Source organism: Legionella bozemanae (genome assembly GCF_900450575.1).
In the GTDB taxonomy this organism is placed as follows: Bacteria; Pseudomonadota; Gammaproteobacteria; order Legionellales; family Legionellaceae; genus Legionella; species Legionella bozemanae.
This window is the reverse complement of record NZ_UGGY01000001.1, coordinates 926,184-946,616: the sequence shown is the minus strand read 5'-3', so window position 1 is coordinate 946,616 and position 20,433 is coordinate 926,184. Positions and strand designations below refer to the sequence as shown.

Sequence of the window (20,433 nt, the reverse complement as noted above, 5' to 3'; positions counted from 1 at the left end):
ATATTTTGAGAGAAATTAAATGGATTTAACAGTCAATAGAGAACTATTTGTCCCGATACCAGAGGAAATTAAAAAATTACAAGAGCAGCTGTTGCTCAAACAAAAAGAATTAAATAAAAAAGATCGGGAAATTGATTTCCTTAATTCGGAAATAGATGAATTAAAAAATCAATTTATTGAATTTTATGATTTTAATTCCACGGCTTTTTTTACTATTAATAAAAATTACTTAATACACTCTGTAAATTTTCAAGGCGCCATTTTATTGAATTATGATCGCAATCAGTTGATTCATAAAAATTTTTTAAATTTAATTAATCCTTTTCAGAAAAATAATCTAGAAAAATGCATCCATACCCTAATGGAAAAAAAAATAAAGCAAGTATGTGAGCTGGAATTACTACAAAAAGGAGGAAAACGAAAACAAGTACGTATCGAATGCCTGGTTACAAAGAATGAACACTTAATACGACTTATTCTTAAAGATATTACCTATGTACGCCAATTAGAATCACAACAGATACAGTTAAATCGATCGTTAGAGACGATTACTAATTTGTTGCAAAATGTTTCCGATGCAATAGCCACACTAGATAAAGAATTTTACTTTAAAATTATAAATCCCACTTTTATTAATTTTTTTTCTAGGATTTTTACCATAAAAATTCAAACAGGAATGAATTTTCTTACACTTATTTCCAATTTTTCAGAATATAAACAACAACTAATCAAAGCATGTCATCAAGCTCTTTTAGGAGAAGAAACCACCATTTTAATTGAAAATTCGAGTGAATTATATGAAGCTAATTTTTGTTTTGAAATCAATTTTAATCCTATTTATAACCACTCATCCCAAAACAATGAAATTATTTTGCTTATTAAAGATTTAACCGAATTTTATTTACAAAAAAAATTAAAAATGAAAGAGCAAGCAAAATTAGCTCATGCAATTCGCTTGAATACAATGGAAGGAATGGCATCAGCATTGTCTCATGAAATTAATCAGCCTTTAACTGCCATTTTTCTTTATGGTCAGACGTGTCTTTTACAAATCAAAGAACACATTGAAAAAAATAAATTAGATCCGAGTCCATTAGCCTTGTTGAATAAAATTATTTTACAGGCAAAACATGCCAGTGAAGTAATGAGTCGTATGAAAAGCTTTATTTATCAAAATGTGCATTTTCCAGAAAGAGCGGATATCAATACCTTAATTCAAGACACCATGATTTTTTTAGATTATGAGTTAACACATTCAAAATTAAAAATTAATTTAATTTTAGAAGAGGAGCTCCCTAAATTAGATATTGATAGAATTCAAATCATGCAAATCATTATCAACTTAACGCGAAATAGCATTGAAGCGATGCAAGAAAATACAAGCCAAACTCCTGAGCTCACCATTCAAACAAAGAATAAAGATGAATACATTGAAATTCATTTCCGTGACAATGGACCAGGAATCATTCCTGAGCATAAAGATAAAATTTTACACTCTTATTTTACCACCAAAGCCCAAGGAACTGGTTTGGGGCTTACTATTTGTAGAAACCTCCTTGAAGCCCATGGCGGTAAACTTTATGTGCAGAATCATGAGGGCATAGGCGCTTGGTTTATTTGCACTTTACCCAAACACAGGGTGTGACTAAACATTAAGATCATTTAGAATCACCAATACGATTACCTCGTGATTCTAAATTATCTTACTATTAAAATAGGATTTCAAATATGTTAACTACTTTGTCAAGAACTTTTATTTTGACCAGCTTTTTTTCAGGAATTTTTATCAATTCATCATTTGCACATTCTCACCACGAAACAAGTTCTATAGGAAATCCAGTGAATGCAACAAAGGCCACCAAAACGATTAAAGTGACTGCTTCTGATGATATGCGCTTTAATTTTTTACAAGCCCCCAAAGTTCATGATGGTGAAATCATAACATTTGAAGTGACCAATATAGGAAAAGTAGTTCATGAATTTTCTATAGGCGATGAAAAAGAACAAAAAGAACATCAAAAAATGATGCGTACCATGCCAGGTTTGGTTCATAAAGATGGTAATACCATCACAATTAATCCTGGTGAAACTAAAACATTGACTTGGCAATTTAAAGCAAATCCAAAGCATGATGTTGTATTTGCCTGTAATATCCCAGGCCATTTTGAAGCAGGCATGTATATGAAAGTGAAAACGGCCAAACTGGACAGAAACTCTGTAGTCATAGGTATTAGGGGATCAGTGAGCTAAGTGCTGTTCCACTTAGCAATTGGCAATCAACACATTCCAGTTTTCCTTAGTTTTTATAAGTAAGACCTCGATTGTAAAAAAAACATACGGGAATTAAAATTGCCAATTCCTGATTAAAGAATGCAGCATTTTTTTCAGAAAACAAGAAAAACAAGTTCTACCATGTGTGCAATATGTCTCGATGAGTGTATCGGAGCAATCTAATGAATGGAGTTATTATGGATAATAAAAACATAGAGCCGCTGTTTGAAGAAGTTGACAAACAAATAGATGGAATTGTATTGCATCTGTTAAAAAAATATGCGCTAAAAAATGAATTTTTACCAACGCTTGATGCTCATTTGCAGGAAGAGAATAGAGCAGAAACCCTTGCCCCATCAATTTAGTTATACACATTAAGAATTTCTTGCCGCTACTCATAATAAGGATATCGTGATGAAATTTGATCAACATACAACATGGATTCTGACTGCAGATACAAGCACTTGCAGAATCTATAAATCGACCACAAAACCTTATCAATTCTCACTGGTCAAAGAACTTTTTCATCCTGAAGCTAAGCTTAGAGATATTGAGATGACATCAAGTAAATCGGGACGCTTCAACACCGGAACCACCACTCAAGGAACATATACCCAACAATCCGATCCAAAAGAAATCGAGAACGATAATTTTGCAAGAGAAATTGCAGAAGAGCTGGATAATGGTAGGAATAATCACGACTATGACAGACTCATTATCGTCGCACCGCCTCATATGAATGGGCTTTTATTACAGCACACAAACAAACATATCAATAATTTGATAACTTATAACATTAAGAATGACGTGATTCATTTAACAGAGCAAAAATTATCTGATTTTCTACGAGAACATTTGCCAATGTAAAAATTAGAAATTCCGCGGACTAAACCGCGGAATTTTAAGCAGGTGATCATTAACTATCAAATAGCGCTATCTTTTTTAACTCACATCCATGAGCCTAGACCACTTGAACCTCTTGTGCCAAGAGACCTTTTTGCCCTTTTCCTTGCTTAAACAACACAGACGCCCCTTCTCTAAGTGTCTTAAAGCCACTTCCTTGAATGGAACTGAAATGCACAAAATAATCCTGGCCATCACTTTGGATAAATCCGAAACCTTTGCGTTCGTTAAACCATTTTACAGTCCCTTTTATCTTTTCTGACATTGTCATTATTCCTTTATTATTAGCAGTTCAGAACTAAATGTCTTTTAGTTGAAGGTACACTTAATGAACTCATTTCAAGTACTTCAAATAACTGTAAATCAAGAATAATTTCATCTTAATTTCCAGATATTTTTTACACAATTGAGGATTTTGCTTATAAAAACTAAGGGAAATGGGGGCATTAATCATGATCAATTGATAAGAAGTGATTTTTGCTGTAAGAAAAATCCAGCGCAATAAAACATCGGGTTTCTTAATAAATGGTTACCTTATTCTGCAGGTTTTGTTAGCATTTAATTCACAACGATTATTACTACATTACAGTTTGAACTTTTTTTCCATAGTCCGAATCATGTTCTGCTAAATAATTTTTTAAGCTTTCTGGCATTGCCTCTCTTAGGTTATGCTGATCCATAAAATCAGCTAAACTCTCATCTTTATCCTTTTCAATTGCTCCTTTTTCAATAACTCTTTCAAATAATTTGCCAAACTTGCTGCCTTTAGCCATATTAGTTTTATATGGTCATCCGCCATTTGGCTTATGTCTTGTGTACGCGTAATTTTTTCACCTATTTCGTTGATAGGATGCTGAAGAGATGATTCAAAGAATTATCGTATTGCCTTTTTTGGGGAGGATATCTGTTTAAGAAAAGTTCTTGTTTGTATAATTTCGTTCTCTAGTTTAGACGAGGCCATTTACTTTCTCCTCTTTGATTGGAGTATTATCAAAAGCCCATGGGCTTCTTACCCTGCTAAGAAAAATTGAATAACACTAAACCATTATTATCGTCACCGTTGCTAATTCTGCAAAACCAATCAACAACCAATTTTTGCTTCTTCAAAACGGGATCGATGAAATCCACATGCAGTGTCGCGGTGTTATCTTCAAAAACACTTAAACGACCAGAAAATGTTAAGAATTCTCCTGTGGGTTTCTCTATAAAAATTTTCATGGAGGTAGTCACGGTATCGATTAATTGATCATCAATATCCTCTTTACCATGAAAAAACTGGGTAAAATTAAAGCGCGTTGTAGCTCCATTTAATCTTCTTTTTGCTTGAGTCGAAAGTTCAGGACCTGTGACCTGGCAATTATCAAAATGAATAATTGCGCGGACATCACTACCACTCTCAACGGCTTGTACAAGTTGAGGAAAATCAGTGATATTATTCGTAAATGAATTAGCATGACTTAAGGGAAACAACAAGAAGGTCGTAACTACCACTGATTGCCAAATTCTCATTTATGTCCTCCATGACTCTTTTCCTCATTTGGAGCTCCTCTTAACCAGAATAAATCGTATTGAGCTAATTAACCCATGAGGCCTCAGATACCTTAATTGTAGAACGAATTATCCTTTTTTCCATTTTTTTATCTATAATTTAAAAAAGTTTTAATGTTGTAAAAATTATGGTCAGAGCAGTATCCGAAACAGTTACTCTATTAAAAAAACATTTAAAAAATAAAAAAAGGACACATTTTTTAAACGGATCATTCCACTCTCGTCAGTCTAATGACTCTTCTCACTCAATTTGATGCGCTGAAATACCTACCAGACGACGACACAGAAAAGACAAAAAGGAACGAGTGCATCAGTTCACATTCATGTACCATAATTTAAACTTCAATCATACATAAAATGTTGTAAATCAAACGAATAGCTTAGACACTTTACCTGCCGCTTCATTCACAAATAGACCCTGTGTTGCTTTCGTTTGCGGATTATGATTTGATTTTGATAAAGGACTTCACTGATTCGTAAAATGGAATACGTCGTCTATGTACTGCTTTTAGTCTCTCTACTGATTGTAGTAATGCACCAGTTTAAGCTCATTTCATTAAATCGCTTATCTTTATCAAAACAGAATGCTTTAGAACATGAAGATTTATTAACTCTTTTTGATAAATTTAATTACAAACATGAAGACGGCGTTTGTCATGGCTTTACGTTAACCTGGGCACAAGAAGCAGCACTTGGATTAGATTATCAATTTTATAATCGGCTCAATCTGATTAAGCGAGAAAAAAAAACATTACCCGATACACTACAAGTAATTAGTGAGAAAATAAGATCCAGCCAAACTCTATCCAGAAAAGAACAAAAGCGAAATGAAGTAAGACCTTTTCTTGAAGCCATATGTCTCGCTCAATCCCCCGACGATTATCATGAGATTTATGCTCAAGTGATTCAACAATCTAATATTGATATGATTTATAAGATGATTCAACTTAATCTCTATAGGAATCAAAACACCGTCAAGAACCTGTTTAGTAAAACAATAAGTTTGGCATCGCCGCAAAGCGTCAAAGAATTTTTACAACAACTGTATATTATCCTCCCAGCTAAAAGTCATGTTGTGGTGATTTGCAGTAGTGAGGAACATACCGTTGGTTTTAAAAAGCATAAGGACAATACATGGTTATTCATGGATATCAATCACTTATATGAACAAAATGAAGAATACCCTTATCAATTATTAACCAGTGAGGAACTCTGTCCCATACTTTATAAATCTCTCTTTGAATCCAGTAGAAGTTTGGTATTTCACTGCTCTTTTATCGCAACATCAGGAAAACGGAATTTAGTGCAAAAAATCCGAGCAATTGATGATTTATATCCTGTCGATTCAGAGATTATCCAAACCACTAATTGTCGCGGCTATGGCGCGCTTGCTCTGGCAGTTCAAAATGATGATAGAAGTACAGTATGGAAAATACTACGATTACACAATAAATCACCGGTTATCAGCCAATCCGAATTAGAGAATGCATTCTTTTATGCGGCGGCCTGCAATCGGTCGAGCATTATGCATCAACTAATAAATATTCCCAAAATCGATATCAACAGTCCTTGTAGTCAGGATGACTCTCCGCTGGGAGTGGCTTGCAGATATGGCAATGACCGTATTGTGCAATTGTTGCTTCGCGATGCCAATATTAATGTGAATATGCAAAACTCCAAAGGAATGACTCCCTTAATGCTTGCCTGTAAATCATCTTATACACAAAAAAATCCTGCATTATTTAAGCTGCTTTTAGCAGCCAAAGCCAATGTGACCCTCACCAACGTCGATGGCGAAACAGCGCTTGATATTGCCAAGAAACACAATAATCAGGCAGCACTAAATGTTCTGGTGTCTTGTAGTTCCCAAACTGTCTCTAAATACAGTTCTGATTTATCACATAGCCGCTCTTCTGCAACAATGCCAACATCAGGTACTCTTTTAAATCATTCTTTTTTTGATAAACACAATAAATCTATGGACAGGCCTGCCCAAGGGCCGTTGCAAATTGCTGGACATTCAAAAGTTACCAATTGATACTTAAGTGCATTTTGCGTTATAACACATATTGGATCAATTCAGCAGACATTGGAGTCTCATCATCATCATGAAAAAAATAATATTAATTACTGGGACCTCTTCTGGCCTAGGTTTAAGCGTATCGATAAAGCTTGCGGAGCAAGGCCATACTGTTTATGCAAGTATGCGTAATCTTGATAAAGCAGAGCAAATAAAGCAAGCCATAGCAAAGAAGAATCTCAATATTCATTTAATTCAGATGGACGTTGAGTCTACAGAGAGTGTTGCCCGTGCTGTTGCAACCATTCTTGAGCAAAACGGCCGTATTGATTGTCTGATCAATAATGCAGGAATAGGTTTTGTAGAAACCACTGAGAAAGCCTCAGAAGCAAAGATAAACCAGGTTATGAATATTAATTTTATGGGAGTTGTCCGAACAATCAAAGCAGTATTGCCTGCAATGCGCCAAGCCAAATCCGGGAAAATTATTAACATCACCTCCATTGGCGGTTTAATTGGACAGCCATTTAATGAAATTTATTGTGCCTCTAAATTTGCAGTAGAAGGCTTGACTGAAAGTATGGCAAGTTACATACAACCCTTTTTTAATATTAAATTCACAGCCATTGAACCAGGAGGTATTGTTTCAGAATTTTCTACAAATGTTATTAAAAACAGTGCCATCGACTTCTCAGAAAATGACGAATATGCTCCCATATTTAAACGGTATTTTGAAGAGGCACGAGATCGTTTTAAAAATGCATCCACGCTTGATGTTTATCAAAGCAGCGACCAAGTTGCGGATTGTGTCCTTGACGTAGTGAACAGTAAAAATCCTCCATTGAGAATCAGAACATCGGAATGGGCAGAAGATTTCTGTAAACTTAAAACGCAAGCTGATCCTATGGGAACTAAATCCGTTGCCACTGTTTATAAATTATTTTTGGCCCAGGAATCTACGGATAAATCAGTTATTTAGAAGGTTGAGCAGGCGTAGGGCGAATCTTGGTCTTATTTTTAGCACAACGCGCGCAAACTTATTTTTTAATAATGAAAATAACAAAATAGGAGAATGATAAAGATATGAATTCCAAAGAATATAATGTTTACAAAATACTGGAAAAAGATGCAAATCTCAAAATAAGTCAACAAGAATTTGAAGTAAAAGGAGTGTGCAAAAGCTCTTTATTTACAAGTTCAAGTCTTTACAAACATAAAAGGAAACAACCCTCATGAATGAGAGTAATAATCAAAAGCAACTACGCTCAAATGAAGAGCTTATTAATTTCAGAAAAAAACACTTTTTACCCACCGCTGGTTTTTACCATAAGGAGCCAATTCAGCTTGTCAAAGCACAAGATACTTATGTATGGGACTCTGAAGGAAAGCGTTACCTTGATGCCATAGGTGGAATTGTTTGCATCTCCGCGGGACATAATCATCCTAAAATCAAAAAAGCACTTATTGATGCGATAGAAAATGATGAAATTCAACACACAACCCTTCTTTATCTAAACCAGGCCCCCGTCGAAACTGCGGAACGTTTACTTGAAGAAGCACCTAATGGTATGGACAGAGTATCGTTTACTAACTCAGGCTCAGAGGCCAATGAACTTGCCATAATGGCAGCGCGCCATGCAACTGGAGAAACAATGGTAGTGAATGTGCGCCACTCTTATCATGGAGGAACTTCTGCTGCACTTGCCTCATGTGGCCATTCAATCTGGAGATTCAAGGCACAGCCAGTTACCGGCGTAACCTCTGCACTTGAACCCTATTGTTACCGCTGTCCGTTTAACCAAAAACCAGACAGCTGCGATTTATCATGTGCAAAAAATGTTGAAACAACCATTCAGAACTCAACTCATGGAAAGATCGCTGCGTTTATACTTGAACCTGTGATGGGGGTAGGTGGTTTTATTACTCCTCCTGATGATTATTTTAGCGAGGTTGCTCGTATTGTTCATAATTACGGTGGCAAATACATTAGTGATGAAGTACAAACTGGTGCAGGTCGCGGCGGTGGTGATCTTTTACTTACCAAAACCCTAAATATCGATGCCGATATGGTGACCATGGCTAAAGGACTTGGTAATGGGGCTCCAGTTGGGGCAGTACTTATGAAAACCGAGGTGGCTGAAACAATGACCGGCAAAACGTATTTTAATACCTTTGCTGGCGACCCCTTGCAAATGATCCAATCCCGGCTCACATTGGAAATTATTAAAGAAGAACAGTTGGTTGAAAATGCACGCATCATGGGAGAACTACTAAAAGACGGATTCCTGCAACTGCAAAAGAAATATCCCCTCATTGGAGATGTTCGCGGTCGCGGTTTGCTTTTAGGGATTGAACTCGTCAAAGATCTCAAAACAAAAACACCGGCATCCGATGAAGCATTTCAATTAATGGATCTGTGTAAGGAAAAAGGGTTATTAGTTGGAAAAGGAGGTCAGTTTGGAAACGTTTTCCGAATAGCGCCGCCGCTGACAATTAATCGGGAACACGTTAATTTCATTCTGGAAACACTCGAACAATCTTTATCTGAACTAGCACGTTTGCATACTTTATAACAAACAACAATGTTGGGTCAATTTAGACCCAACATGAATTTACTTTGATAAGAATTTTAATTTTAGGATTAAATAATACTTTTTCAAAGGAAGATTAAGTTAAAACTTATAGCTAATAAATTTCTATGGAGATGCAAAGGAACTAATGCTTTCCTCCATACGTTGAGGTGCGGCAAGATCAGGTTTTCGAACCTCATTTAAGCGTTCCCAACGCTGTCTTATAGAGGCTATATAAAAAATGTCTGATCTTCGAGAAAGCTGAACTCCCATTAAACCGATTAATTGATTTGTTCTTTCTAATATATATCGACCAACATCCAATGAAGGATTCTGCTCTAATGCGTTCTTAACTTCACTGATTTGGCTTGCATGACCAACCCTGCCCCTCAAAAATGAGCATTATTGTAACATGAAGAACAATTTATAATCAATTAATGAAATCAAAAGGATAACACCATTGCAATCATTCACTTAAAGTAGGTTTTGTTTTAAACGTGAACATATTTAAAGATGAAAATTAGCAATATCATAATGATATCTACACTCTTATTTCCTCAAGTTTATTTCATTTTAAGGTCTGTACATAAACAAACCCCTAAATTAATTAGCGTCGTGTACTTCGCGCACCAGAGCCAACCATGCTTTTGCAGCATCAGAAAGATAAGCATCACGGCGCCATGTCATAGCCATATCCCACTGAAACTCGTCTCCTTCAAGTAAAGAAAAACAAACTTGAGGATTTAATCGTTCATGGGCAATCATTCGTGGCAAAAAGGCAACGCCAAGACCTGCGGCCACAAGTTCTACCATAAAATCAATCTGGCTGGTTTGTGCAACTACTTTAGGCTCAAAACCTGCTCGACGACCCGCATCCAGTATCATGCGATACAAGGCAAAATCACGACTGAATAAGATAAATGGCGTCTCTTTAAGCTCTAGCAAGGAAATTGTGTGCCGTGTGGCCAAAGGATGACCCGATGCCAAAAGTGCAACCAGAGGTTCACTACGGATTAGTTGACAATCAAACCCTTCAGCAACAGATAATAATGTTCCAGCAAAATCAATTTCACCTGCGCGTAAACATTCCGCAAGCTTAATACTACCATGTTCAATAAGTTCCACCTCAATACCTGGATAGCGTTGATTATATTGAGCAAAAAGAGGGGCAAATAAAGTACTACTTCCAACCGGAGCAATACCCAGACGCAGATGTCCTTGCTTCAAACCACGGATTGCATCAAGCTCTTTGAGAAGATCGTCACGATCAGCAAGCAGCTTAACGCCTCGACGATAGACAATTTCACCCGCAGTAGTCGGGGCATTACGTTTCTTAAATCGGTCAATAAGAGGAACTCCCAGCTCATCCTCAAGCTGTTTTATCGCTTTGCTCACTGTTGATTGAGTAGCAAAAAGAGTTTCCGCAGCCTTGGAAAAACTGCCTTGACGCACAACCTCAACGAAAGCTCGGAGTAGTTTAAATTCCATAATTATTCCATTCCAGAATGATCATTAGTCTATAAATTCATTTTATTCATATTATAGAAAAGTGTAAAATACGCCCAAACAGGAAATGAACAATATGACCAAGTATATAGCATTAAAAATTCAGCACAATTCGTTACTCCAAGTGGGGTTGGTGTGCCTGTTTTGGCTTTCCAGTGTACTTATTGTTCATTTTTTAAAACTTCCTTTTTCCGGTGGAATCTTTGGCCTAGGAATGGTTTTATTGCTTTTAGCTACAAAACGCTTAACGCTGAATCTCATAAAGAACGGAGCTGAATTAATCCTTAGAGACATGTTGCTTTTTTTTATTCCAGCCGTACTTGCGGTACTCGAGCATCATGAGTTGATCGGTCTTTTAGGTCTTAAAATTCTCTTTGTTATTTTGCTCAGTACCTTATGTGTGATGCTTGTCACTGCGATTGTTGTGGATTATTTTTATCGGAGAACTAATCGTGCTAAGCCCCATTCTTTTTAAACCAGCCCTTTTCTGGTCTTTCATGACGATAGGCCTGTATTTTTTTACCAAAAAATTATATAGCCGCTGGTCATTTTGGTTGTTAATGCCACTTATTTTGACACCAGTAATTATCGCCGGCCTTGTTCTTTTACTGCACGTCACTTACCAAGATTATGCTCATGGAACACAATGGTTAGTCCAATTAATTGGACCCGCAACGGTTGCTTTCGCAATTCCCATTTATGAAAAACGTGCACTCATTTGCCAACATTGGCGAATACTTTTAATTGGTGTAATTACCGGCAGCTTCACTGCAATATTATCAAGCTGGTCATTAGCGCTACTAGTAGGCCTTGATGAAAATATACGATTAAGCCTGCTACCCCGATCGATTAGCACGCCCTTCGCGCTGGAAGTATCACACAGTATTGGAGGCATCCCTGAATTGACGGCCATATTTGTGATTATTACAGGCATCCTAGGAGCTATTATGGGGGAATTTATTCTAAAACATCTATCGTTTCATTCAACCCTGGCTCGAGGCGCACTTTTGGGCGCTGGAGCCCATGGCGCAGGGACTGCACAAGCCCATAAAATAGGTCATGTTGAAGGAGCTATTGCCAGCCTAGTCATGATTTTATCAGGTCTTTTCAATGTACTGCTTCTGCCTCTGATGAACCATCTGCTGAAGTAAATGAATTATCAAGCGGTATTACCTGATTTGGAAGTCGCTTGATATTCTAAAAAAGCTGACTGTGAAAAATTTTTTAACGAATAAATTATTGATAGTAAAAAAAGTTTAAGAAGTGAGTAAAAATAGATTCCATTAATATGAAAAAAGTTTTAAATTCTATTTTCCATTCATAATAAGAATATTTTACTATGCGTTTAAGATTGCTTTTTTTATTATTATTTTTTGCTCATGTTGCACTTGCAAGCCCATGGTTCACCGGACCTCTGCTCGCCCCAGCTGGAAAAACAATACCAGCAGGCCATATAAATTTTGAACCTTATGCATTTTATAGCGGCTATCCCAAAGGGTTTAGAAATTTTGAAGTCGTTCCCATTTTAAGCGTCGGGATTCTTAGTTTTGTAGATTTACAAACTGCACTACCTTATGACGTCAGTTGGGACGATAGGCAGCATGGAAATGGCATTGGCGATTATAGCTTGGCTTTAGGGTTTCAAGTTCTGCGACAAAAAGAAAATTCATGGCTTCCTGATCTTCGTGTAGTGATACAAGAAGTTTTTCCCACAGGACGCTTTGAAAACCTGGATCCGCAGAGATTGGGTACTGATCAAACGGGCTTAGGCGCTTACCAAACTTACCTTGGTTTTAACTTTCAAAAATTGATTCAGTTTCATAGTGGGCGTTACTTACGAACACGTTTGAGCTTGGTTGGTGCAAAGTTTAGTGATATCAACGTACATAACGCGAACGTTTTTGGCGGCACCGCCGGAACCAGCGGTAAAGTAAAACTTGATAATAGTTACTCTGCTGACTTAGCATTTGAGTACACGCTAACGCAAAACTGGGTTCCCGTTTTTGAAGCACTTTATGTACATAGTCCGGGAAGCAACTTTGATGGTAACCCAGGATTTACTCCAGGTGGAACTGTTGCAGGTATAGGAGGGAAGGCAAACGAGCAAGTTTCACTGGCCCCTGCCCTCGAATATAATTTTAATTCCAATATCGGTCTTATTGGTGGTGTTTGGTTTTCAGTAACTGGGCCGCATGCAGCCAAATTCGTGACTGGAGCCCTTGCGCTGAATTGCTATTTTTAGATCTTGAAACTCGACTGCTCCTCTTGCTTAAGCAGCAGGAGCAGCTATTATTCGAACGTCATTCCCATCTTCTGGTAAGTCCTTAACAAGCCAATCCTTTTTTAATTCTACTTCTCTATCAGTTTTTATATCACTGAGATAACTACTGAAAAAGAAAGTCTTATTTAAAGCTAAACGCCCTAATCCTGCCAGAAGTCCCAAAACCGTAACCATCATAACTACATCAGCAATCAGGCGAATTCCATCGTGTCGATGTTTAAACTCATTATTGGCAGCATCAATTATTTTTTCACCCTGTTTTTTTATAGGAAGCTCTGATAAACGTATATTTAAGGCTCTTGCATAAAATTGATTAATTGATTGATCATATTCTTTATCATAATGTTTCGTTTGACTTAATGTAATTTTTTGATCTCGGAACTCTTTTAAGGTAAATAAATCCTGAATCAATGCTGAGGTGAATTTTTTATGGGCTCTGACTTTTTTCAGAATAGCCACTTTAAACACGTCATCCTGTAGCGCTGTTTCTACTAATTGACCGTGAAGCGAGCCTTTAATTGCATCAAGTATTGGTTCCAGCTGATTTAAGAGTGTGTCTATAGAGTTACTTGAGTCCCTCTCTCCAATAACTTTATCACGTAAAAGCATTTCATAAATCGCTTTAGCCCTTGTGATTTGTTTATGAACCTTTTTGGCACATTCAGAGGTGAGCTCGCTCTTTACATTTTCAAAATTCTGTATGGTAGTAGCGAATAATTCATCATTGAATTTTTGGTGTTTGTCATTTACCAAAACCGCTGTTGCTAAGCGTTCATGTAATGCATACAAACTCTCTTCTTTTTGCTTTACTTCATGCTCAGCCTTGAATTGCTCCTGTGACTTAAGAGGAAGTACTTCAAATATTTGATGGAAGATACCAAATTTTGTTCTTCTCTCATCAATTGTTATTGATGAATTGATTTTATCAAGACAAAACTGACAAGTAATCTCCTTCGCCCTAAGCAATTGAGGTGCATAGTACTTTCGCTCATTTTCCGTAAGCTTCTGATATCCTTGTTCCAATAATTGAAGTGCAGCATTCTTATCTTTTTCTTCTGTCGCGAATCGTTGCAACAATAATAAGAATTCTCGCAATTGCGTTAACTCATTTTGAGCATTCTTAATCGTTTCATCTCCTCCCAAAATAAAAATATAAGAAGTTTCTCGCGACAGACTCTGTAATTCGGCAAAAAATCTTTCTTTAATTGTTACATTCGTGTTTTCTTTAAATTGTTGGACTAATTCCCAAAAATGCCGGATTTGGCCTAGTGCTATAATTTTTTCCTTGGCATTATCTTTTCGGTTTGTAAAATCAGCCATCTTACTTTGTAAGACTTTATCCATACATTGCCACAATTCAGGATTACTCGTGATGCGTTTTAGCAAGATACTCGGTTTTTTTGCATTCAACTCTTCCAGACATATAGTGGCAAGTTGCAAACCATCCATTTCTTGCAACGCTTTCTTACTGATGGAATAAAAAAATGGGCTTTCAAAAACTTCACCAGAAGGTTCTTGAGGAATTTTACTTAAATGATTCGTTACCTCTTTGCGTGCTTTTTCAAAACGTACTGCAGATTCTTGAAGAAGAGTTGCTGTACGACTCATATCCTCCCATGATGCTTTAATCGTTTGTAGGTTTTTTAAAGTTCGAAGCATCGCAATCACATCAGAACCTGCCGTAAGAAGCGTGCTGACTTTGCCCCAATAAGATAGAGACGATTGTTCCCTACAACGTGCACTAGGAACTTCATAAGGTTTAAAACGGTGAGTACTCAGAGCTAAAGTATCTAAGGTAAATAAACGTCGCAGGATCGTACTCTCACGGTACTGTGCTACAAAAGCATAACCATGAGCAAACTCAGGATTTTTATCAGAGTAAGTGACAAGAAGATTCGCCGTTTGCGAAGGAGCGTGTTCCCAAAGATTAAGGGTTTCCGCTTGCAGTGCTAAAAAATCTACATAGTCATTAAATTGCTTCGCCAAATCATTTAAGTTTAATTCGGTGTAATCAATAAGATTGATTTGGGATAAGGGTAAAAGCTTTTCTTGCCAGCCTAATAGTACTTGGGGGAAAGAAACTCCTTCCCTACCTTTTAAAGTTAAAGGGCTTTGTTTAGTAAGTGCTTTAGCTCGCTCTATTGTTTGTCTCAATTTTTCAATAGAATCCGTATTAATAGAAATAGAAACATCACACATCACCCAACTTGATTCTAAATCAACTGGCTCTTTTGATGCAAACGGGTTTTCAAGCTCATTAATTTGCATGTCAAGTTGCAGAAGAAACACCTGTAGTTCTTTTTGCTCTATTGTAGGAGGTTGCTCGCGAAAATATCTTTGAATTTCCAAGAGTTTTTCCAGAATAACTTTACTTTCTTCCTGCAAGTCATCATATTGATTTCTTAGTAAGAGCTCTTGATGTGTTTGATGAAGCAGGGGATCAATTTTAAGTTGTAATTCAAATAATTGTTGGATACGAATAATAGCCTTTAGGTACTCGGGCGGAGTATTTTTTGTTCCAATGATTTCTTTAATCTGCTCCTTAAAGAGCTCATAATTTTCAATTTGGCCTTGTTGTAATTTTTTAATCGTAACCAATAAGTTAGCCTGTAACGCCAAGAAACGTGATTGACTCTCCGTATCCAATTCCTCTTCACTAATAAAAACTTGATAGACACGTTTCAAATAACTTTGAAAATCAAGCGCGATATAACTTTTGTAGTCGTCTTTAGCAGGTTTTGCACTGGAAGGCTTGGTAAGTAGTAAATCTAATAGTTGCTCCTTGTGGAGGTCATCAGACTTTGCTCTCAGTAGCTCTAAAAACTCTTTGATTTTCGGCCAATTTGCATCGGTAACCTTGACTTGCATTGCCCCGTATTTATCGGGAGGGAAAACCCCTTTTTCCAATAAGAGTTTTGCTTGATAAACAGGATCACTAAAATATAAAGATCCTGCGGCAGTATAAGTATCAGAAGCACCTGTCAATGAATGCCCCTGACCAAATTGATCATGATTTTGTTGCACATCCTCAGGATACTTTTCCGCCCCCCAAATAAATGCTAACGGAGAAGCTGCTGGTGCTGATTGTTCCAGCCCAAGCATGAGTAAATTATCTCGGTCATTGCGGTGAAAATAAAAATGACCACTGTAGCCATTGGTTGATATTTTTTTTCCATAAAAATTCTTTTGCCCATTTCCCCCCATGGCGATGTTAATCCCAAAATCCAGGGATGATTTGATCATTTCGGGCAATTGTCCTATTACCCCTAACAAAAAGCCCTTCCCTTCTACAATCTCTCCTTCTCCACTACGATATACATTATGAGTAGCTGAGCGAGCAAAAACCTTATTGTCTCCCCCCGGAGCGGGGAAAAACTTCAATAATTCTTTTCTATTCGCTTCAGATAGCTCTTGGTAATCAAGAATCACACGGCTAGCATGAGATACATAATCAACAATGCTTAATTGAGTCGATGGAGCTTGTAATTCAGATGATTTGGATAGATAAGAACGTACTCCGAAGTCACCGCAAGCCAAACAGGCCAGCAACAACTGCATCATGTTCACTGCATGATCATCCTTTGAATTATGAATAAATGTATTGGCCCATTGTTGAGCAACATTAACCTGATCTTGATCGATAGAGCACGACAGAATCTCAAATTTTTTATCACGCATTTTAAAAAATTAAATAAATTAAATTGTCACTATGGTATCAAATAAAACTTATGGGATTGTTAACGCAGGATTATTTTATTAAGATTAATCAATCACTTATTGATCATAATGATCAATAAGTGATCAGTATTGTTAAGCGATTAAGTATTCTTTGATTACCTGTGATCAATTCATCACAATATCCCAATATTCTGCATATTTGATATCTGTAAGATCACTAAAAAAATCAAATATAAAAATCAGGCGATACGTGGAAAGAATGCTTGAATTATTTTATTCTTAATAAGCTTGAACCACTCAAGCAGTTCATTTAACATTTTATAAGGATAGTAATAATGAATGCATGGAATAGTGTAATTTTTGTAAAAAGTAACAAATCGATGTCTGACATGAATGCAATGGCAAAATGGGAAGGTGTAGAGAAAATGTGGTCTACAACAGGTGAATGGGATTGGTGCATTAAGTTAGATCCAAAAATGTCCTCTCCAGAAAAAGCTGAGGCATTTGTTGCTCGTATGCGCGAAGGACATTGGGCAACAGAAACCAAAACAAATTGGTGGAAAGAAGTTCCTGCAAAATAGTATCATGAGCTCGGGGCACAATGCTCCGAGCCTAATAGCCCCCATTATAAATTCCCTATTCTCCATTCTTAATTTTTACTTCAAGCATAGTATTTTCTGGCTTCTAAACGATAGGTTTAAGGCCGTAAGAATATTTAGTGCTGGTATTATACCTCTATTGTTTAAGTTTTTATGCTATACCTTTATATATGCGTATAGGATTGAGTTACTATTATGCCAACAGAGATAGAAAGGTTAACAAAGCTCCGTGATAAACAGCTTAAGCAATATGAAGAAGCTCAGGAATTAGCAGAGAAAGCCTTACTCAAGGCCATGGGCTCTCCACCCAAAATTGAAGACCATGAATCCGCGATGAATGCCTTTAAGAAAGCCAACGGACTTGCTTATCAAACCTTTCTAAAAACTCAGCAAATTAATAATGCTAAATCTGACGAAGCTTTTAAAGAGTATGATAAAACTTGTGAAGAGAATAATGCTAAATCACGAGCTGCTGGTGAACAGGCAGCAAAAGGAGAAATTACCCGCGAGGAATACTTAAAGATAAAAGAAGAATGTGATAAGGCAAATGATGAGGCTTATGAAAAAGCAGTGAAAATCAAAGAGGCTAATGATAATGAAAGTAAAAAAGCCTATGAGGAATATCTAGCACTTTTTCAACAAAATGGCGATAAAATGGGGAAGGCCAAAGAACATTATCAAAAGCATAACCCAAGCTCCCCTCCTCTAACTGTAACGGCCAAATCTGAAAATGTTAATGCCGTAGTCTCAGCTTTTAAAGAGCATTTTAAAGATAATGAATGGTATAAAACTCACGAGCCCAAGGTTGAAGGAAATAAGACTACTTTAACCTTTAAATCAGACGAGGATGCACTAAATTTTGCCAAAAAATTAGCGAGTCAGAATCAAAACTTTATTATGATTGATAAAGAGACAAATAAAGTTTTAGCCTATTCAAAAGATGGAAAGTTATTCAGAGGAGATAAGGAGTTAACAGATGGTCCTTTACGACCGAGCAAAGAAGAGATGGAAAAACTGCCTACTTTAGATGCATTTCAAAAGCCGCAAACACCAGCACCTACTTCTATAGATGATGGTCCATTATTAACCTCTCCGCAATCTACCAACCCAGGAGGAAAGATCCCTGAAATACCAACGGTAAAACAACCAATAGAGGAATCCTCATCAGAAGAACTCGAAAAACAAAAAGGATTAACAAGCTCAAACAGCTAAATAAATAAGTCTGTGCTTTGGTAACCAGTATGGATTAGCTTAGAACTCATAAAATATACTATATAATCAATAATACTCAGTTTAAGTAATATAAGTGCATTATAATTAATACACGCATAGGCAAGGGTAATAAAATATGTACAAATTCTTTGATTTTAAGACATTAAATAAGTCATTAAAGTTAACAGACCAAGATACATTATTTATCTATATGTTTCATCAGGCAAATGATGAAGAAAAGCTTAAGCTTATAAAAAACCAGAATATTGAAACAATTGCTCGAATCGCCTATCACATCCAGGAAATTGAAACATTTTGCAATCGCTCGGAATTAAAAGAATATTGGGGAAAAATATGGTGTGCCTATGGTGTAGCATTATCTCAACAAAAGGATATACCATTAATGTTATTTTATTCTCATGATCAATTAAATCAATTTAATTTAGTACGCGGTGCCTATTTTTATCACCTGTCACAAGAAGCACGAAAAAGTATGAAGCAAGAATTTGGATTTTCTGAAATTGAATCGGTTAGAATGGCAATTCAATACGGTTCCGTTCATGCAATCCAACGTTACAATGACTATTTATACCATAAACTAGAGCAAGCAAATCCCGAAGAAGCTGCTGCCCTTTATCAAGAGCTTATCGCTAACAGTAAACTCATGCTCCCTCATTACGGCAGTTATGGTTATATGGTCTTAGCAGATGCAATAGGCCATTACTGCATCTGGTTGCTAAACCATCAAGATGTTGTAAAAGCAGAAACTGAATATAAGTTTGCTTTAGAGGCTTTGGATAATGCAGAGTTACTTTTAAATGAAAGCCAATACAGCATTCAAAATGCAAGTATAGGTTTAGGTCTTAAATGCAGTAACTCCATGGGATTTGAATTACCAGCACAAGCAAAAGATTTTTTTGTGGGATATTATGAAAAATCAATTGCTTCATTAGACAACTCTAAATCGTCTAAATCAATAAATGTCTTAAAATAAATCAAATAGTCTATAATTTATAAAGTCATTCCTTTTTTATAAGAGGTTATCATGCCTAAAATTTATATTACTTATGCAGTCACACCCAGCAAGGAACTCATTATTTCAAGTTATCACGAAAAAGTTCAATCAAAATCTAATGCTGCTGCATTAGTTAGAAAAGAGGGTTTAAAACTAAAAGACTTACAAGAAATAGAGGGAGAGTTTCCTAAAGCCTCACAAGATGCCATACAAAGTAAGTTGCTCGAATTATTAAGTACACTTGACGGTAGATTAGAAAGTGAATTTGAAAAAGTAACTTATCGTGGTGATTTAAACCTGTGTACCAGTGATAAATCTCCTACCGATTGTTTATTTGACGGCACGCTGAATCGTTTTTTTTCTGGAAAAGAGGTTTATTTAATTTTAGAATCAGCAAATAAAGAATATGTGGAAGATGGGATAGCGCTAGCAGATAAAAATGGATTGACTGGAGCAACCCTTCAAACCAAAACAGGGGTATCCGAAAAGTTAACTAAAACTTATCCATCTTCAGGAGTGCAGAGTAAGGGTGTCCCAAGTCCAGATGCAGATGCACTTGCTCAAAATACCGTTAAGATAAAAGATCCTGGAGCGTTAAGTGAAGCTTTAGTAAAGGTCGGAGTTTTCACAAATAAAGAAACTACTTCAGAAGCCTCTAATCCGGAGGCTCTCGTTCAAGAAAGTACACAAAAAACGAACAAAATAACTGGATGACAAATTATTTGTCTTTATTAAGCAAAATCCTGGTTTATTGAGCTCTAAAAAGAGCTCTGCATCAGGAATATGTTCTGGATAGCAAAGTACAGAAATACAGCAATAATTTTCTAGTT

Annotated in this window: 20 protein-coding genes; 14 read left to right on the top strand and 6 right to left on the bottom strand. The window is 36.4% G+C overall.

All coding sequences use genetic code 11. The annotated features are described in order from the left end of the window. Window positions 1-19: 19 nt before the first annotated feature. The 4 genes from DY223_RS04080 (at window position 20) to DY223_RS04070 (ending at window position 3,138) form a co-directional block, all read left to right on the top strand. On the top strand, window positions 20-1,645 hold the full coding sequence (locus DY223_RS04080; protein WP_058460737.1) for a PAS domain-containing sensor histidine kinase: 1,626 nt from the start codon (window positions 20-22) through the stop codon (window positions 1,643-1,645). An 83-nt stretch (window positions 1,646-1,728) separates the two neighbouring features. After that, window positions 1,729-2,250 (top strand): cupredoxin domain-containing protein, encoded by a 522-nt coding sequence (locus tag DY223_RS04075; RefSeq protein WP_058460736.1) that lies wholly within the window; start codon window positions 1,729-1,731, stop codon window positions 2,248-2,250. 218 nt (window positions 2,251-2,468) lie between these two features. Next, on the top strand, window positions 2,469-2,636 hold the full coding sequence (locus DY223_RS19205; protein WP_165483278.1) for a hypothetical protein: 168 nt from the start codon (window positions 2,469-2,471) through the stop codon (window positions 2,634-2,636). A gap of 49 nt (window positions 2,637-2,685) precedes the next feature. Further along, a complete protein-coding gene (locus DY223_RS04070; RefSeq protein WP_058460735.1) occupies window positions 2,686-3,138 on the top strand; it encodes a host attachment protein in 453 nt (150 codons plus the stop codon). A gap of 94 nt (window positions 3,139-3,232) precedes the next feature. On the opposite strand, the gene DY223_RS04065 is transcribed toward DY223_RS04070, so the two are convergent. From DY223_RS04065 to DY223_RS04055, 3 genes are all read right to left on the bottom strand, one after another. Beyond that, a complete protein-coding gene (locus DY223_RS04065; protein WP_058460734.1) occupies window positions 3,233-3,439 on the bottom strand; it encodes a cold-shock protein in 207 nt (68 codons plus the stop codon). 313 nt (window positions 3,440-3,752) lie between these two features. Further along, window positions 3,753-3,947, bottom strand: coding sequence for a hypothetical protein (locus DY223_RS04060; protein WP_058460733.1), 195 nt, complete (start codon window positions 3,945-3,947; stop codon window positions 3,753-3,755). Between the two features lie 244 nt (window positions 3,948-4,191). Next, window positions 4,192-4,683 carry a hypothetical protein gene (locus DY223_RS04055; RefSeq protein ID WP_058460732.1) on the bottom strand — a complete coding sequence of 164 codons (492 nt, stop codon included), beginning with the start codon at window positions 4,681-4,683 and terminating at the stop codon, window positions 4,192-4,194. Between the two features lie 520 nt (window positions 4,684-5,203). Here DY223_RS04055 and ankG point away from each other — a divergent pair. The 3 genes from ankG to DY223_RS04040 all read left to right on the top strand — a co-directional run bounded on the left by ankG (window position 5,204) and on the right by DY223_RS04040 (window position 9,315). After that, window positions 5,204-6,760: a Dot/Icm T4SS effector AnkG/AnkZ/LegA7 gene (gene ankG / locus DY223_RS04050; RefSeq protein ID WP_082642492.1), complete on the top strand. Its 1,557-nt coding sequence runs from the start codon at window positions 5,204-5,206 to the stop codon at window positions 6,758-6,760. A 70-nt stretch (window positions 6,761-6,830) separates the two neighbouring features. After that, window positions 6,831-7,721 (top strand): SDR family oxidoreductase, encoded by an 891-nt coding sequence (locus DY223_RS04045; protein WP_058460730.1) that lies wholly within the window; start codon window positions 6,831-6,833, stop codon window positions 7,719-7,721. Window positions 7,722-7,974: 253 nt separating this feature from the next. Further along, a complete protein-coding gene (locus DY223_RS04040; protein ID WP_058460729.1) occupies window positions 7,975-9,315 on the top strand; it encodes an aspartate aminotransferase family protein in 1,341 nt (446 codons plus the stop codon). A 123-nt stretch (window positions 9,316-9,438) separates the two neighbouring features. Here DY223_RS04040 and DY223_RS04035 read toward each other — a convergent pair whose 3' ends face one another. Then, window positions 9,439-9,705, bottom strand: coding sequence for a hypothetical protein (locus tag DY223_RS04035; RefSeq protein WP_058460728.1), 267 nt, complete (start codon window positions 9,703-9,705; stop codon window positions 9,439-9,441). Between the two features lie 210 nt (window positions 9,706-9,915). Continuing rightward, window positions 9,916-10,800 (bottom strand): LysR family transcriptional regulator, encoded by an 885-nt coding sequence (locus DY223_RS04030; protein WP_058460727.1) that lies wholly within the window; start codon window positions 10,798-10,800, stop codon window positions 9,916-9,918. A 94-nt stretch (window positions 10,801-10,894) separates the two neighbouring features. Between DY223_RS04030 and DY223_RS04025 the strand changes: the two genes are divergently transcribed. The 3 genes from DY223_RS04025 to DY223_RS04015 all read left to right on the top strand — a co-directional run bounded on the left by DY223_RS04025 (window position 10,895) and on the right by DY223_RS04015 (window position 13,060). Beyond that, window positions 10,895-11,293, top strand: a complete 399-nt coding sequence (locus DY223_RS04025; protein ID WP_235810585.1) for a CidA/LrgA family protein — start codon at window positions 10,895-10,897, stop codon at window positions 11,291-11,293. Window positions 11,294-11,315: 22 nt separating this feature from the next. Further along, complete coding sequence (locus DY223_RS04020) at window positions 11,316-11,969, top strand: LrgB family protein (RefSeq protein ID WP_058460779.1); 654 nt, start codon at window positions 11,316-11,318, stop codon at window positions 11,967-11,969. 188 nt (window positions 11,970-12,157) lie between these two features. Further along, window positions 12,158-13,060 carry a hypothetical protein gene (locus tag DY223_RS04015; RefSeq protein ID WP_058460725.1) on the top strand — a complete coding sequence of 301 codons (903 nt, stop codon included), beginning with the start codon at window positions 12,158-12,160 and terminating at the stop codon, window positions 13,058-13,060. Between the two features lie 27 nt (window positions 13,061-13,087). Here the strand turns inward: DY223_RS04015 and DY223_RS04010 are convergent, their stop codons facing one another. Next, window positions 13,088-16,777, bottom strand: a complete 3,690-nt coding sequence (locus DY223_RS04010) for a LepB GTPase-activating domain-containing protein (RefSeq protein ID WP_058460724.1) — start codon at window positions 16,775-16,777, stop codon at window positions 13,088-13,090. A 335-nt stretch (window positions 16,778-17,112) separates the two neighbouring features. On the opposite strand from DY223_RS04010, the gene DY223_RS04005 reads away from it, so the two are divergent. From DY223_RS04005 to DY223_RS03990, 4 genes are all read left to right on the top strand, one after another. Beyond that, the gene (locus tag DY223_RS04005) at window positions 17,113-17,358 is read left to right on the top strand and encodes a hypothetical protein (protein WP_058460723.1); all 246 of its coding nucleotides are present in this window, start codon (window positions 17,113-17,115) and stop codon (window positions 17,356-17,358) included. Between the two features lie 213 nt (window positions 17,359-17,571). Next, the gene (locus DY223_RS04000; RefSeq protein WP_058460722.1) at window positions 17,572-18,588 is read left to right on the top strand and encodes a hypothetical protein; all 1,017 of its coding nucleotides are present in this window, start codon (window positions 17,572-17,574) and stop codon (window positions 18,586-18,588) included. A gap of 136 nt (window positions 18,589-18,724) precedes the next feature. After that, complete coding sequence (locus tag DY223_RS03995; protein ID WP_058460721.1) at window positions 18,725-19,582, top strand: DUF5630 domain-containing protein; 858 nt, start codon at window positions 18,725-18,727, stop codon at window positions 19,580-19,582. 51 nt (window positions 19,583-19,633) lie between these two features. Next, a complete protein-coding gene (locus DY223_RS03990) occupies window positions 19,634-20,317 on the top strand; it encodes a hypothetical protein (protein ID WP_058460720.1) in 684 nt (227 codons plus the stop codon). Window positions 20,318-20,433: the final 116 nt, after the last annotated feature.

Coding starts and splice junctions, on each gene's coding strand:
- DY223_RS04070 (WP_058460735.1), top strand. CDS start 2,686: ATGAAATTTGATCAACATACAACATGGATTCTGACTGCAGATACAAGC.
- DY223_RS04065 (WP_058460734.1), bottom strand. CDS start 3,439: ATGTCAGAAAAGATAAAAGGGACTGTAAAATGGTTTAACGAACGCAAA.
- DY223_RS04060 (WP_058460733.1), bottom strand. CDS start 3,947: ATGGCTAAAGGCAGCAAGTTTGGCAAATTATTTGAAAGAGTTATTGAA.
- DY223_RS04045 (WP_058460730.1), top strand. CDS start 6,831: ATGAAAAAAATAATATTAATTACTGGGACCTCTTCTGGCCTAGGTTTA.
- DY223_RS04010 (WP_058460724.1), bottom strand. CDS start 16,777: ATGCGTGATAAAAAATTTGAGATTCTGTCGTGCTCTATCGATCAAGAT.
- DY223_RS04020 (WP_058460779.1), top strand. CDS start 11,316: ATGACGATAGGCCTGTATTTTTTTACCAAAAAATTATATAGCCGCTGG.
- ankG (WP_082642492.1), top strand. CDS start 5,204: ATGGAATACGTCGTCTATGTACTGCTTTTAGTCTCTCTACTGATTGTA.
- DY223_RS04015 (WP_058460725.1), top strand. CDS start 12,158: ATGCGTTTAAGATTGCTTTTTTTATTATTATTTTTTGCTCATGTTGCA.
- DY223_RS04025 (WP_235810585.1), top strand. CDS start 10,895: ATGACCAAGTATATAGCATTAAAAATTCAGCACAATTCGTTACTCCAA.
- DY223_RS04040 (WP_058460729.1), top strand. CDS start 7,975: ATGAATGAGAGTAATAATCAAAAGCAACTACGCTCAAATGAAGAGCTT.
- DY223_RS04055 (WP_058460732.1), bottom strand. CDS start 4,683: ATGAGAATTTGGCAATCAGTGGTAGTTACGACCTTCTTGTTGTTTCCC.
- DY223_RS04005 (WP_058460723.1), top strand. CDS start 17,113: ATGAATGCATGGAATAGTGTAATTTTTGTAAAAAGTAACAAATCGATG.
- DY223_RS04000 (WP_058460722.1), top strand. CDS start 17,572: ATGCCAACAGAGATAGAAAGGTTAACAAAGCTCCGTGATAAACAGCTT.
- DY223_RS04080 (WP_058460737.1), top strand. CDS start 20: ATGGATTTAACAGTCAATAGAGAACTATTTGTCCCGATACCAGAGGAA.
- DY223_RS04075 (WP_058460736.1), top strand. CDS start 1,729: ATGTTAACTACTTTGTCAAGAACTTTTATTTTGACCAGCTTTTTTTCA.
- DY223_RS04030 (WP_058460727.1), bottom strand. CDS start 10,800: ATGGAATTTAAACTACTCCGAGCTTTCGTTGAGGTTGTGCGTCAAGGC.
- DY223_RS19205 (WP_165483278.1), top strand. CDS start 2,469: ATGGATAATAAAAACATAGAGCCGCTGTTTGAAGAAGTTGACAAACAA.
- DY223_RS03990 (WP_058460720.1), top strand. CDS start 19,634: ATGCCTAAAATTTATATTACTTATGCAGTCACACCCAGCAAGGAACTC.
- DY223_RS03995 (WP_058460721.1), top strand. CDS start 18,725: ATGTACAAATTCTTTGATTTTAAGACATTAAATAAGTCATTAAAGTTA.